Source organism: Allobosea sp. 05T422_2 (assembly GCF_056396265.1).
This window is the reverse complement of the sequence record NZ_JBFTLD010000045.1, coordinates 1-13,228: the sequence shown is the minus strand read 5'-3', so window position 1 is coordinate 13,228 and position 13,228 is coordinate 1. Positions and strand designations below refer to the sequence as shown.

13 protein-coding genes and 1 tRNA gene are annotated in these 13,228 nt (G+C 66.3%); 5 read left to right on the top strand and 9 right to left on the bottom strand.

Features of this window, described 5'->3' with window-relative positions; all coding sequences use genetic code 11:
- Window positions 1-294: 294 nt before the first annotated feature.
- Window positions 295-369 (bottom strand) — tRNA-Gly (locus tag AC1DJT_RS11090).
- 194 nt (window positions 370-563) lie between these two features.
- Between AC1DJT_RS11090 and AC1DJT_RS11085 the strand changes: the two genes are divergently transcribed.
- From AC1DJT_RS11085 to AC1DJT_RS11070, 4 genes are all read left to right on the top strand, one after another.
- Complete coding sequence (locus tag AC1DJT_RS11085; RefSeq protein WP_476834066.1) at window positions 564-1,088, top strand: prolyl-tRNA synthetase associated domain-containing protein; 525 nt, start codon at window positions 564-566, stop codon at window positions 1,086-1,088.
- Between the two features lie 115 nt (window positions 1,089-1,203).
- Window positions 1,204-2,103 carry a thioredoxin gene (gene trxA, locus AC1DJT_RS11080; protein WP_069878703.1) on the top strand — a complete coding sequence of 300 codons (900 nt, stop codon included), beginning with the start codon at window positions 1,204-1,206 and terminating at the stop codon, window positions 2,101-2,103.
- Between the two features lie 30 nt (window positions 2,104-2,133).
- The gene (locus tag AC1DJT_RS11075; protein ID WP_476769828.1) at window positions 2,134-2,805 is read left to right on the top strand and encodes an LON peptidase substrate-binding domain-containing protein; all 672 of its coding nucleotides are present in this window, start codon (window positions 2,134-2,136) and stop codon (window positions 2,803-2,805) included.
- The gene (locus AC1DJT_RS11070; RefSeq protein ID WP_476834065.1) at window positions 2,802-4,208 is read left to right on the top strand and encodes an MFS transporter; all 1,407 of its coding nucleotides are present in this window, start codon (window positions 2,802-2,804) and stop codon (window positions 4,206-4,208) included. Before AC1DJT_RS11075 ends, AC1DJT_RS11070 begins: the two co-directional genes overlap by 4 nt.
- 56 nt (window positions 4,209-4,264) lie before the next feature.
- Here the strand turns inward: AC1DJT_RS11070 and AC1DJT_RS11065 are convergent, their stop codons facing one another.
- Window positions 4,265-6,658 (bottom strand): transketolase-like TK C-terminal-containing protein, encoded by a 2,394-nt coding sequence (locus AC1DJT_RS11065; protein ID WP_476834064.1) that lies wholly within the window; start codon window positions 6,656-6,658, stop codon window positions 4,265-4,267.
- Between the two features lie 124 nt (window positions 6,659-6,782).
- Here AC1DJT_RS11065 and AC1DJT_RS11060 point away from each other — a divergent pair, with 124 nt between their 5' ends.
- Complete coding sequence (locus AC1DJT_RS11060) at window positions 6,783-7,265, top strand: Lrp/AsnC family transcriptional regulator (protein ID WP_043242082.1); 483 nt, start codon at window positions 6,783-6,785, stop codon at window positions 7,263-7,265.
- Between the two features lie 85 nt (window positions 7,266-7,350).
- Here the strand turns inward: AC1DJT_RS11060 and AC1DJT_RS11055 are convergent, their stop codons facing one another.
- From AC1DJT_RS11055 to AC1DJT_RS11025, 7 genes are all read right to left on the bottom strand, one after another.
- A complete protein-coding gene (locus tag AC1DJT_RS11055; RefSeq protein ID WP_476834063.1) occupies window positions 7,351-8,118 on the bottom strand; it encodes an ABC transporter ATP-binding protein in 768 nt (255 codons plus the stop codon).
- Complete coding sequence (locus tag AC1DJT_RS11050; RefSeq protein WP_441507422.1) at window positions 8,115-9,128, bottom strand: FecCD family ABC transporter permease; 1,014 nt, start codon at window positions 9,126-9,128, stop codon at window positions 8,115-8,117. The genes AC1DJT_RS11055 and AC1DJT_RS11050 overlap by 4 nt, the downstream gene beginning before the upstream one ends.
- A 4-nt stretch (window positions 9,129-9,132) precedes the next feature.
- Entirely contained in the window at window positions 9,133-10,167 is a 1,035-nt protein-coding gene (locus tag AC1DJT_RS11045; protein WP_476834062.1) for an iron ABC transporter substrate-binding protein, read from the bottom strand.
- Window positions 10,154-10,639, bottom strand: coding sequence for an SAM-dependent methyltransferase (locus AC1DJT_RS11040; protein ID WP_441507424.1), 486 nt, complete (start codon window positions 10,637-10,639; stop codon window positions 10,154-10,156). Before AC1DJT_RS11040 ends, AC1DJT_RS11045 begins: the two co-directional genes overlap by 14 nt.
- Before the next feature lie 11 nt (window positions 10,640-10,650).
- The gene (locus tag AC1DJT_RS11035; protein ID WP_476834061.1) at window positions 10,651-11,469 is read right to left on the bottom strand and encodes a molybdate ABC transporter substrate-binding protein; all 819 of its coding nucleotides are present in this window, start codon (window positions 11,467-11,469) and stop codon (window positions 10,651-10,653) included.
- 310 nt (window positions 11,470-11,779) lie between these two features.
- Window positions 11,780-12,568, bottom strand: coding sequence for a hypothetical protein (locus AC1DJT_RS11030; protein ID WP_441492738.1), 789 nt, complete (start codon window positions 12,566-12,568; stop codon window positions 11,780-11,782).
- Window positions 12,569-12,632: 64 nt separating this feature from the next.
- A partial coding sequence (locus AC1DJT_RS11025; protein ID WP_476834060.1) for a type III PLP-dependent enzyme domain-containing protein occupies window positions 12,633-13,228 on the bottom strand: 596 nt, incomplete at its 5' end.

The window sequence follows — 13,228 nt, the reverse complement described above, 5'->3', positions numbered from 1 at the left end:
CATGCCGGAACCGGCTCTCCGGCTCCCAAGGGCCCATCGGCGCGCGTTTCCGATGAGGATAATGATCAGCGTCGTCAGGAATTCCGCGCGGGACGCTGGCCTCGACACCGGCACCGAGTGCGAGGGGCCCAGCGTGAACGCCCAAACCGCGAATCGTCTGCGCAAGCGGGTGAGCTCCGGCACCACGGACGTCTGAGCGCCTGTGGCCCCCCTTCAAGCGATCGCCTCGACCTCAAAACGCAAAAAGCGCCGGGAAGCCCGGCGCCTGCGACAGTCTTGGTTGGGAAGAATGTCTGGAGCGGGCGAAGGGATTCGAACCCTCGACCCCAACCTTGGCAAGGTTGTGCTCTACCCCTGAGCTACACCCGCATCCGGACATTGGCGCGCCAAGCGGCGCGTGGCGGGCTTATTGCCCAAAGCGCTGCGAAGCGCAAGCGCCTTGTTGCAAAGTTTTTCGCCGATGCCCTGATTGGCGCCCCGCCGGCGCCGGAACGGCGCCCTTGCGGTGATGCCGTCCGGCGGGCTAGGCAACGCCAAGAACTCTTTGTTTCCGACGAGTTACGATGACCTCGCCACTGACACCCGACGAGCTCTGCTCCCATCTGGCCACGCAGGGTATTCCTTTCCACAGGCTCGATCATGAGGCGGTCTTCACCGTCGCCGAATCGAAGTCTCTGCGCGGCACGATCGATGGGCACCACACCAAGAACTTGTTTCTCAAGGACAAGAAGGGCCGGCTTTTCCTGGTCTCGGCCCTGGAGAGCACACGAATCGATCTGAAGCGGCTGCATCAGACGCTGGGAGCCAGCGGTCGGCTTTCCTTCGGCTCGGCCGAACTGTTGGAGGAGAAGCTCGGCGTGACGCCCGGTTCGGTCACCGCCTTTGCCGTGATCAATGATCGCGCCGGTGATGTGACGATGGTGCTCGACGCCWATCTGATGAGCGGCGAGGCGATGAATTTCCATCCGTTGATCAACACCGCGACGCTGCGCATCGCACGCGACGACATGCTGGGCTTCCTGCGCAGCACCGGACATGAGCCGCTGATCGTCGATTTGCCAGCACCGGTCGATGGACAGAACGACTGAACCTCCCCATCTATGTGGCGCGCGGCCTATGGTCATGCGCCCGTTTTCGTATGCCCGACCGTGATCGGCCCAGCGTGGCCGCGGTCGATCTTGTTGACGAGATGAAGGAAGACCCATGCTGCTCAACAGCGATGCGGCCGAGCAACCCGGCCTGATCAAGGATACGACGACACAGGGCTTCCGGCAGGATGTCGTCGCCGAATCGATGAACCAGCCGGTTCTGGTCGATTTCTGGGCCCCGTGGTGCGGCCCCTGCAAACAGCTGACCCCGGTCATCGAGAAGGTGATCAAGGCTGCCGGTGGCAAGGTCAAGCTCGTCAAGATGAACATCGACGAGCACCCGCAGATCCCGGGCCAGCTCGGCATCCAGTCGATCCCGGCCGTCATCGCCTTCCAGCGCGGCCAGCCGATCGACGGTTTCATGGGCGCCCAGCCGGAAAGCCAGATCAAGGCTTTCATCGAGAAGCTCGTTGGACCGATGGGCCCGGGCGCGACCGAAGAGCTGGTCGCCGCCGCGCAGGAGGCGCTCGAGGCCGGCGATGCGGCCGGCGCGGGCGAACTCTATGCCAATGTGCTGGCGCTCGAGCCCGACAATGTCCCAGCGCTCGCCGGACTGGCGCGCCTGCATCTCGACATGGGTGATCTCGACGGCGCCAAGGGCATCCTGGCCACCGCTCCCGAAGCCAAGGCGTCCGATCCGGCGCTGGCTGCCGTGCGTGCCGCGATCGAACTCGCCGAGCAGGCCGCTTCGCTCGGCGATACGGCCGAACTCGAAGCGAAGGTTGCGGCCAACCCCGGGGATCATCAGGCCCGCTTCGATCTGGCGCTGGCGCTGAATGCCCATGACAAGCGCGAAGAAGCCGTCGACCAGCTGGTTGCCATCATCAAGGCTGACCGGACCTGGAACGACGACGGCGCGCGCAAGCAGCTGCTGCAGTTCTTCGAGGCCTGGGGTCACATGGACGACGCCAGCGTTGCAGGTCGGCGCAAGCTTTCGACGCTGCTGTTTTCATAAGGTGCCGCGATGGAAGGGAGCGACACGCCCATGGGCATGAATGCCGTCTATAACGGAGCCCAGGACTGCCCGCTGGTGATCCCGGTCTTCCCGCTGGCCGGTGCGCTCCTCCTGCCGCGCGGGCAGATGCCCCTCAACATCTTCGAGCCGCGCTATATCGCCATGATCGACGATGCGCTGCGGGACCACCGCACCATCGGCATGATCCAGCCCGAGCCGGAAAGCGGCCGCCAGACCGACACGCCCAGCCTGTTGCAGGTCGGCTGCCTCGGCCGGATCACGCAGTTCGCCGAGACTGGCGATGATCGCTATATCCTGACGCTCACCGGCATCGCGCGCTTCCGCATTGTCGAGGAGCTCTCGGTGACGACGGCCTATCGCCAGTGCCGTGTCAGCTATGACGACTTCGCCATCGATTTCACCGCGCGTGCGGGGGAGGACGAGGTCGACCGCAACAGCCTGCTCAAGGCGCTTCGGTCCTTCGCCAAGGCCAATGACCTCAAGATCGATTGGAAGGGCATCAACGAAGCACCCAACGAGGCGCTGGTCAACGCGCTCTCGATGATGTGCCCCTTCGGTCCGCGCGAGAAACAGGCGCTGCTCGAGGCCTCCAGCCTGAAGAACCGCGCCGACGTCCTGGTCGCGATCACCGAGATCGAGCTGGCGCGCGGTGGCGGCGACCCAGAGACGACCCTGCAGTGAACCTTTCCCACGCGCCTGCGGCGGCACTCGCGCCCGTCACGTATCCGCCACGCCGGGCCGTCACGGCCTGGCTGTTCTTCGACTGGGCGGCACAGCCATTCTTCACGCTGGTCACCACCTTCGTCTTCGCGCCCTTTTTCGCCTCCGCCCTTGCGGCGGACGCGGCAGAGGGACAGGCGCTCTGGGGCTATGCCACGGGTTTCGCGGGTCTCTGCATCGCCCTGCTCTCTCCCCTGCTCGGCGGCATCGCTGACCGCACGGGCCCGCGCAAGCCCTGGATAGCGGCCTTCGGCGCGCTGCTCGTCATCGGCTCGGCCCTGCTCTGGTTTGCAAGGCCCGGCTCGCCCGCCGCGGTTCCGATCGCGCTCGCGGGCTTCATCATCGCCACGATCGGTGCCGAATTCGCCACCATCTTCAACAATGCGATGATGACGCGGCTCGTGCCGCCGGAACGGCTCGGATGGCTCTCCGGCACGGGCTGGGCCATCGGCTATCTCGGCGGTCTGATCTCGCTTGCAATCACGCTGGCGCTGCTCGCCGCAGATCCGCTCACCGGCAAGACGCTGGCAGGCCTCGTGCCGATTCTCKGCCTCGACGCAGCAGCGCGCGAGGGTGACCGCGCCTCGGGGCCGCTCACTGCGCTCTGGTTCGTCATCTTCGTCACACCGATGTTCCTGCTGACACCGGACTCACCGGGAACCGGCATGCGCCTCAGGGAAGCGGCGCAGGGCGGTCTCTCGCGGCTGAAGGCGACCATCGCCGAACTGCCGCGCCTGCCTGCACTTGGGCGCTTTCTGCTCGCCAACATGATCTATCAGGACGGGCTTGTGGCGCTCTTCGCCTTCGGAGGCATCTACGCGGCCGGCGTCTTCGGCTGGCAGACCATCGAACTCGGCATCTTCGGGATCATGCTCACCATCACCGGCACGCTCGGCGCCTGGTTCGGCGGCAAGCTCGATGACCGCATCGGCGGCAAGCCCGTGGTCTTGGGCGCCATCGCCTGCCTGCTCTTCGCCTGCCTCGGCATCCTCTCGCTCGGGCCCGACCGCATCTTCTTCGTGCTGCCGGCTACGCCTCCGGCACCAGGCGACGGGCTGTTCGCCTCGGTGCCCGAGCGGATCTATCTCGCTCTTGGCCTGCTGATCGGCCTGGTCGCCGGTCCGCTCCAGGCCTCTTCGCGCAGCCTGATGGCCCGTCTCGCACCGGCGGGCCGGCATGGCGAGTTCTTCGGCCTCTTCGCGCTGTCGGGCAAGGTGACCTCGTTCATGGGCCCGACCTTCGTGGCGCTGGCGACCACCGTCTTTGCCAGTCAGCAGGCGGGGCTGGCGGTGCTGATCGCGTTCTTCCTTGTGGGCGGCGCGCTGCTCGCAGGCGTCAATGTGAAACAAGGGCTGGCGAAGTAGAGCGCGGGGGCCTTTCGCCACCGCGCCTTGCCTTGCAAGGACTGATACCCCCCCGCCTACGGCAGCGCCTTCAGATAGCGCACCGGCCGGCCTGGCGCCGCGGCCTGCGCCGCATGCACGATCGCGTTCGCGTCGATGCCGAAATGCCGATAAAGGTCGGCGACGGTGCCGGTCTGGCCGAAATGCTCGACGCCAAGGGCCTTCTGCTTGTGGCCGTGCACGCTGCCGAGCCAGGCCAGTGTCGCAGGATGTCCGTCGAGCACCGACACGATACCGCAATCGCGTGAAAGTTCGCCGAGCAACCGCTCGATATGACTGGTCGCGCCATGATTGCCGCGCTGTCGCGCCCGCTCGGCCGCCTGCCAGCCGGCATTGAGCCGATCTGCCGAGGTGATGGCGAGCAGGCCGACATCGCGCCGGTCTTCGCCGAGCAGCCCCACAGCCTCGATCGCCTCAGGCGCAACCGCGCCGGTATAGGCGATGACGACGGAGGCGTTMGGGCCGGGCTTCCTGAGCCAATAGGCACCATCGATGATGTCGCGCTCGAGATCGGCCGTCATTGCCCGTTTCGGCTGCTCGACCTGCCGCGTCGAGAGCCTGAGATAGACGGAGCCGCCGGTCTCATCGCGCAGCCAGGTACGCTCGTCGGGATCGCCCTCGCCATCCTTCTGCAGGTATTCGAAGGACCAGCGCATCATCACGGCGAGTTCGTCGACGAAGGCCGGCTCGAAGGCGCAGAGCCCGTCCTGGCTCATGCCGATCAGAGGTGTCGCGATCGACTGATGTGCGCCACCCTCCGGCGCCAGCGTCACACCAGACGGCGTCGCGACCACCATGAAGCGCGCATCCTGGTAGCAGGCATAGTTCAGCGCATCGAGCCCGCGCGAGATGAAGGGGTCGTAGAGCGTGCCGATCGGGATCAGCCGCTCGCCGAAGATCGAATGCGAGAGGCCAAGCGCCGAAAGATTGATGAAGAGGTTCATCTCGGCGATGCCGAGCTCGATATGCTGGCCCTTCGGCGAGAATTCCCATTTCTGCATCGAGGGAATGCGCTCGTCCTTGAAGGTATCGGCCATCGAGGCCCGGGCGAACAGGCCGCGCCGGTTCACCCATGGCCCGAGATTGGTCGAGACGGTGACGTCCGGCGCGGTGGTGACGATGCGGTCGGCCAGGGGGCCGCCGAGCTTCGCCAGCTCGTCCAGCACCTTGCCGAAGCCCATTTGCGTCGACATCGTCGCCTGGATGCCGGCCTCGAGTTTCGCGGGCACAGGCAGCGACGGTGCCGAGAAGCGACGGCGCCCCTCGGAGAAGAAGGGCACCTTGTCGAGATAGCTGCGGAGCGCGGCTTCGGGCAGCGACAGCCCTTCAAACAGGTCCCACTCATGGCCGGGGCGGATCGTGTTGGCTTTCTTGAAGCCTTCCATCTGCTCCTTGGTCATCAGCCCGGCGTGATTGTCCTTGTGCCCAGCAAGCGGCAGGCCAAAGCCCTTCACGGTATAGGCGAGGAAACAGACCGGCCGGTCGTGATCGATGCCCTCGAAAGCTTCGAGCAGCGAGGGCAGATCGTGGCCACCGAGATTGCACATCAGCTTCGACAGCTCGGCGTCGGAGCGGCTCTCGATCAGCGTCGTCACAGGCCCTTGATCGCCGAGATCATCCATAAGGCGCTTGCGCCAGGCAGCGCCGCCCTGGAAGGTCAGGGCCGAGTAGAGCTGGTTCGGGCAGGAATCGATCCAGGCCTTCAGCCGCTCGCCACCCTTCTCCTTGAAGGCGGCCTGCTGCAGCGAGCCATATTTCAGCGTCACGACATCCCAGCCGAAATTGCGGAACATCGTCTCGAAGCGGTCGTAGAGCCCCTCGCGGATCACCGCGTCCAGGGACTGGCGGTTATAGTCGATCACCCACCAGGTGTTGCGGACGCCGTGCTTCCAGCCCTCCATCAGGGCYTCGAARATRTTGCCCTCGTCGAGCTCGGCATCGCCGATCAGCGACACCATGCGCCCATCCGGCCGGCTTGCGCCCCAGCCATGGGCCTTCACATAATCCTGGGTCAGCGAGGAGAAGAGCGTCTGCGCGACGCCGAGGCCGACCGAGCCGGTCGAGAAATCGACATCGTCGATATCCTTGGTGCGCGAGGGATAGCTCTGGGCGCCCTTGTATCCGCGAAAATTCTCCAGCTTCTCGCGGGTCTGCAGGCCCATCAGATAGTTGATGGCATGGAAGACCGGCGAGGCATGCGGCTTCACCGCGACCCGGTCCTGCGGCTTCAGGGCCGCCATGTAGAGCGCCGTCATGATCGTCGCCAGCGACGCGGACGAAGCCTGATGCCCGCCCACCTTCATCCCATCGCCGTTATCGCGAAGGTGGTTGGCGTTATGGATCGTCCAGGAGGCGAGCCAGAGAATCTTCTTCTCGAGTTCGGCGAGAATCGGCAGACGGGGATCAGTCATTTGGCTTCTCTCGATACGGCAAAGCCATCATGCACGCTTCCGGCAGCGATTTTTGCCAAAGATCGCCGACGATGCTTTCCATCTTAGCGCTTTCCGCTAATCCTGCGAACGAAAGCGAGACAAGATGCCAGACTATAAACTCGACGATATCGACCGGCGTATCGTCCAGGCTCTCCAGGCCGATGGACGCATGAGCAATCAGGACCTGGCCGAAAAAGTCGGGCTTTCGCCCTCACCCTGCGCAAGGCGGGTTCGCCTGCTGGAGGAGGCGGGCATCATCGAGGGTTATGTCGCGGTCGTGAACCAGGACAAGCTCGGCCTCCCGGTCTCGGTCTTCGCCTCGATCAAGCTGGAGCGCCAGCGCGAGGAGGAACTCGACCGCTTCGCTGCGGCGGTGACACGCTGGCCGGAAGTGGCCGACTGCTACCTGATGACCGGCCCGCGCGACTATCTGCTCCGCATCATCGTCAGCGACCTCGCCGCCTACGAACGGTTCCTGAAGGACAAGCTGACCCGGCTCGACAATGTCGCCTCGATCGAATCGAGCTTCGCGCTCGGGCAGGTCAAGCGCTCCTTCTCGGTGCCGGTTGAGCTGGGGCGGGGATAGCCAGGCCAGCGACCGGCCACGCCGACGCTCGATCATATCCTTCTGGATGCCTTCTGGCGGCCCCCGAGGCCACGCTCGGACAGCTCTATTCGCCCGGCAGGAACGCGACGCGGCCCGCGTCGTCCCGCACCGTCTCGATCCCGACGCCGTAGAGCTCCATCAGGCGCACCGGCGTCAGCAAGTCCTGCGCGATCCCGCTCGCCAGCATCCGCCCCTCGCGAATCATCATGACGCGGTCGGCATGCCGCAGCGCCTGATTGGGGTCGTGCGTGGTGAAGAGCACGCCCAGTCCTTCGGCCGCGAGGCGCCTGATCTGCGCCATCACCTTGCCCTGGTTGCCGAAATCGAGGCTTGCGGTCGGCTCGTCGAGGATGACGTAGCGTGGTTCCTGCGCCAGCGCGCGGGCGACCAGCACGAGCTGGCGCTCGCCGCCCGAGATCTGCGTGTAAGGGCGCTCGGCCAACCCCGCGATACCGAGGCGCTCCAGCATCGCCATCGCCACCTCGCGATCATGCCGCGAGGGGGCGGCGAACAGCGCGCCATGAGCGGTACGCCCCATCAGGACGACAGCGAAGACCGAGAAGGCGAAGGTTCCGGCATGTGCTTGCGGCACGTATCCMAGCGCTCGCGCCCGCTCTGAGACCGTCAGGCCAGCAAGCGGCTGCTCGTCAAGGGTGAGCCCGCCGGCATGTGGCGGCAGAAGGCCGAGCAGGGTTTTCAGCAGGGTCGTCTTGCCGCTGCCATTCGGCCCGAGCAGGGCAAGCACCTCACCCGCCCGCAGGGCCAGCGTGATCGCCCAGCMGATCTGGCGCTCTGGATAGCCATAGGCGAGATCGACGGCACTGAGGCTCACGACCAGCCTCCACGCGCCGACGCAAGCAGCCAGATGAAGAAGGGCGTGCCGATCACCGCGGTGAGGATGCCGAGCGGCGTCTCGACCGGGCCGATCGTTCGCGCCAGCGTGTCGATGATCAAGAGGTAGCCGCCGCCGAGGATCGCGGCGGTCGGCACGAGCTTGCCGAAGTCGGGCCCGACGAGAAACCGCGCGAGATGCGGCACGACGAGGCCGACCCAGCCGATGATCCCCGCCGCCGCAACGCTCGCCGCCGTGACCAGCGTCGCGGCCGCGACGATGGCAAGGCGCAACGGGCCGGTGTTCAATCCGAGCGCCCGCGCCTCCTCCTCCGGCAGCGACATCACGTTCATGCGCCAGCGCAGGGCGATCAGAACCACCGAGCCGAGGGCGACCGGGCCGAGCAGCGGCAGGAGATCGGGCTTGGCGGTCCCGGCAAGGCTGCCCAGCAGCCAGAAGGTCATGGCCGGGAGCTGATTATAAGGATCGGCCCAGTATTTCACGAGGCCGATTCCGGCGCCAAGCAGCGAGCCGATGACCACGCCGGTCAGGACGAGCGCCAGCACCGGGTCGCCGCGCCGGATGGTCGAGCCGACGACATAGACGGCGCCGACCGCGATCAATCCGCCGATGAAGGCTCCGAGCTGGATGCCGACGATGCCGAGCGAGAAATAGATGCCGACCACCGCGCCGAGCGCCGCGCCAGACGAAGCGCCGAGGATATCGGGCGAGACCAGCGGGTTGCGGAACAGCCCCTGGAAGGCCGTGCCGGCGATCGCGAGCGCCGCCCCGCAGAGCATGGCCGCAATCACGCGCGGGCCGCGGATATTCCAGATCACCGTTTCCAGCTGCGGCGGCAGGCCCGACGGCTGACCGCTCACCCCCGCCCAGAGGATGCGCAGCAGATCACCGGGCCCGACCGGGAAGCGTCCCAGCGCGAAGGCAAGCACGACGCCGAGCGCGAGCAAACCGAAGGCGAACAGGGTTCCGCGCGCGAAGGATGGCGACAAGGGGCTAGCCTCGCCCAGCCAGGACACGGTCGAGTTGCGCGTCGGTCGGCGTCACCTGATAGAATAGCGTGTGGAATTCGCGGGCGAGCGGGCGGATATCCTCGGGGAACTGGGCGGGATAGAGCAGCTTCGCCAGCCACCACAGCCCGATCATCCGGTTGACCGAAGGCGGGAAATCGACCCAGCCGAAAGGCAGCTTAGGGGAGAGATGCACGCGGCGATCGCGCACCGCCCGGACATTCGCCCAGGCAGGATCGCTGGCGACGCCATCGGCGAAGGCCGGATCGATGGTGACGATCACCTCCGGATCCCAGGACAGGATCTGTTCGAGCGAGACATTCGCAAGCCCGCTGCCCGGGGTCTCTGCCGCGACATTGCGCGCGCCGAGGAAGGAGAGCGTCTCGACATTGATCGAGYCGCCGAGCCCCGTCTCGAGCCCGCGTGGGCCGCGCGCGTAATAGACCGAGGGACGCTTCTCCCCGGGAATCGTGGCGATACGCCCCTTGATCGTCGCCATTGCGGTCTCGCACCAGCGCGCCAGCGTCTCGGCGCGTTCGCCGCGCCCGGCCAATTGGCCGAGGATGCGATAGCTCGCCGGAATCTGCTCGAAGCGACCATCCAGCAGCGCATAGGGAATGCCGGTCTGTTCCTGCACCCGCATTGCCAGCTCGACATAGGTTCTGCCCGTCGAACCGGCATCGACGATCAGGTCCGGCTTGAGGCCGAGCACCGCTTCGAGATTGGCGCTGTTGCCGCGCCCGGTGATGCGACCGACTTCCGGCCTGTCGCCAATTCCAGGCAGCAGGAATTCGCGCTCCTCCGCGCGATTGGCGCGCGGCCAGCCGAGCAGCAGATCGGGCGCAAGCGTATAGAGCGTGATCGCAGCAGGTGGCCCCGCCGGAAAGGCGCGTTCGACCCGGACCGGAATGGCGATTTCACGCCCGGCGCCATCGCGCACGGTTGCAGCACGCGCAATGCGCGGCGCGGCGAGCGTCGCGGCAAGGCCGCCCAGAACGGTTCGACGGTCAGGTCCGCGCATGATCATGCTCCGTGCCGGCGCCCGCTTGCGGGCAGCGGTTCGGTTTGATGTCGAGAAGCGGAGTGCCGTCGACGCAGTCGAGCCCGCGCACCCGCAGCGCGCCCTCCTCCACCCCAATGAGCCTGACCCGCGACAGGGCGATCGGATTGGGCCGGACCGGCGAGCGCAGTGCAAAAGTGCCGAGGATCTGGCCGCTGGATTTCGGGCTCTGGGTCAGCAGATCCCTTCGGGCCAGGTTCATCCAGTACAGCAGGTCGAGATATGCGCAGGCTTCGACGCCGGCCAGCGCCGGCCACCAGGTCGCATCGACCTCGACATGGCAGATGGGCCCTGATTCCGGGTCTCCACGACGCGGGCATTGATCGCGTGAGGCGAAGGGCGTGCGCAGGCGGCCGATGAAGACGAGATGCGCATCCTGCCGATCGGGCAAGGCAGCGATGGTCTCGCCCCGCCGCGTCGCCTGCCAATCCATTGCCAACTCCGTCACTTCGACCCGCTATGTGGGAGCGCCGGCGCGGCAAAGCCGTGTTTCGCCAGAATCTCCTGCCCCGCCCGCGACAGGATGAACATGGCAAGCCGGTAGCCGTTTGGCGAGGCCTTGCTCATCACGGTCAACCCGTAATCGGCCCCCACCGCGAGCGCAGCCGGCAGCCGGACCAGCGTCACGCCGGGCTGCTCCCGGGCGAGTGGCTGGGTATTGGTGCAATAGGCCAGGAAGATGTCGGCCTCGCCACTGGCAAGCTTGTAGCCATAGGCATTGACGTCGTCAGGGGCGGCAACGCTGCTCGGACCGCCCGTCAGCTGCAGTGCCTTGGCCTCGAGCGCCGCCCTTGCGCCCGGCTTCAAGGCCTCGGCCCGCGCGAAGACCTCGAAAGCGTAATCGCCCGAAGGATCCGCTTTCGGCGTCGAGGTGCCGAGCCTGATGGATGGATCGAGCATGCGTTCCAGCAACGTCTCGGCGGTGACCATCAGGCCCGGCCGAACGAAGGCGCAGAGCTCGTTGCGCGCGAAGAGCACGACCGGCCCGGCCAGGCCCGCGTCCGCCAGTGCAGCCGGGTGGCCCATGTTGGCGGAAGCGAACACCTCCGCGGCTTCGTCCTTGGCCAACCGCTCGCGCAGCAATCCCGAAGGGCCATAGGCAGGTTTGACCTGAACCCMGGTCGCGGTCTCGAATGCCTGCGCCATCTCGGTCAAGGCTGCTCGCAAGCTCCCGGCGGCGTGCAGCAGGGCCGGCTGCTGCGGCTCACCGGTAGAAACCGTGTCCTGCGCCATCAGACGCTCGGCGACGACGAGAGTGCGCATAGGCTGATGCATCGGCCTGCATCGCTTTGCATGAGAAGGGCTGCGGCCGGTCGCCCCTGCCATGCGGCGATCGCCTTCTGCCCTTCGGGGCTGATGAACCGATTCACGCCAACCTATCCGTCATTGATCGGGTCTCATGCGGGACTTGGCCAAGCCCCGCGCTCTGACAGGGTACTCGTTGACCTGTGGCTTGTCGCCATTAGCAACGCTGCATGCTCCGTCACGGTGCGGGTGCGGCCGGTCCTATCGCCATCGATGGTCGGCACTGCGCCGCCCTCGGTGCTCGCCCGGCCCAGGCTGACACGAACGGTCAGAGTTCGTGCGTCCGGAAATTCCTCCAGGCGCAGACGCGATGAACATATTCGCGGTCGCTTTCAGCCTCGCCAAAGGGCGCGACGAGCCAGTCCCAGCGTTCATCCGGCGGCGGTAGCGGGACACGGCGCGCCAGATCCAGCCGGTCCGTCACTGTGCCATCGCGATCGTGCTCGAGCATCTCGACATCGCTGATCAGGCAGACACGTCCCGCGAAGCGCGCAAGGTCCTGGAGATGCCAGGCGATGCAACGCGCCGGCAGATCATCCGGAAGGGCGGTTGCGCGGTCCCCGTTCTCCTCGAGCCAGTCCTCGATCGGCCAGGCGAGCTGCGACATCAGGTTAGCCGAGATTACCAGATCGACCTCCTTGTCCGCACTGAGATCGGCCAGCGGGTCGCTACGCCCCTGGCTCTCCCCCGCAAGCCAGTTCATGACGCCAGTCAGATCACGCGTCACCAGCTCGACATTGCGGCGCAGCGCCATGCGCAGCCTGACCTGGGGCAAATGGACCACGTCGATCAACACGACGCGCTGAAAGCGTGCGCAGAGCAGGTCGAGAGGCACATCGCGCACCAATCCCGAGCCGAGCACGATGGCCGTGCGGTGGCGTCCGAGCTCGCGGACGATCTGCGCGACGACCGCCTGACAGCGCTGGTGGTGCGGTGTCCAGCCTTTGCGCTGGCGTCGCCCGCGCGCCCAGAGCGCAGTGCTCTCCCGCAACAGGCCAAGCTGCCGCGTCATCCGTCCGACCGGGGTCGCAAGGGTCAGCAGGAACTCAGCCAGCATCGGGGCCTGCGTCCGAAACATGGGAAGCGAATTTCGGACGCAGCCATACGCAGTCCCTGTGTCCTCAGGTCAGCGCGCCACGCCCCGCAACTGGCCAAAGCGTCTCGACATGCGCATCGGGACCGTGCAGCCCGCGCACGCCGACATACCAGTCGTGCAGGTTCACCGTCGGGTCGCAATGGCCCGGAATGAGCAGGATGCGGTCGCCGCGATGCGGCAGCGCGATCGGATCACCGGTGAGCACGCCATGCTCGTCAGAGGGTTTGGTGTAGATGACGCCGTCGCGCTGGAACGGCATCGGCATGCCGGAATCGACCGCCGCCGCCTTGTGCCCGGCATCGACGATGGCACGGTCCGGCACGGGCTTGCTCATCACCCCGGCGAGGACGAAGAGCGCGTGTTCGAAGGCCCTGAAGGGGGTGCCGTCCGCCTGCCGATTGCGCGCGTAATCTGCATCCATGAAGATGTAGGAGCCGGCCTGAATCTCGTTCCAGATGCCGGACTGGCTTTCGAGCTCATAGGTACCGGTGCCGGCGCCGCTGACATATTCGCAGGTGAGGCCTGCCTGCCCGAGGCGCTCCACCGCGTTGCGGGCGAGCAGCCCGGCGCGCTCGATCGCCTCGCGCCGCTCGTCGATCGAGCGCATGTGCTGGGCAGCAC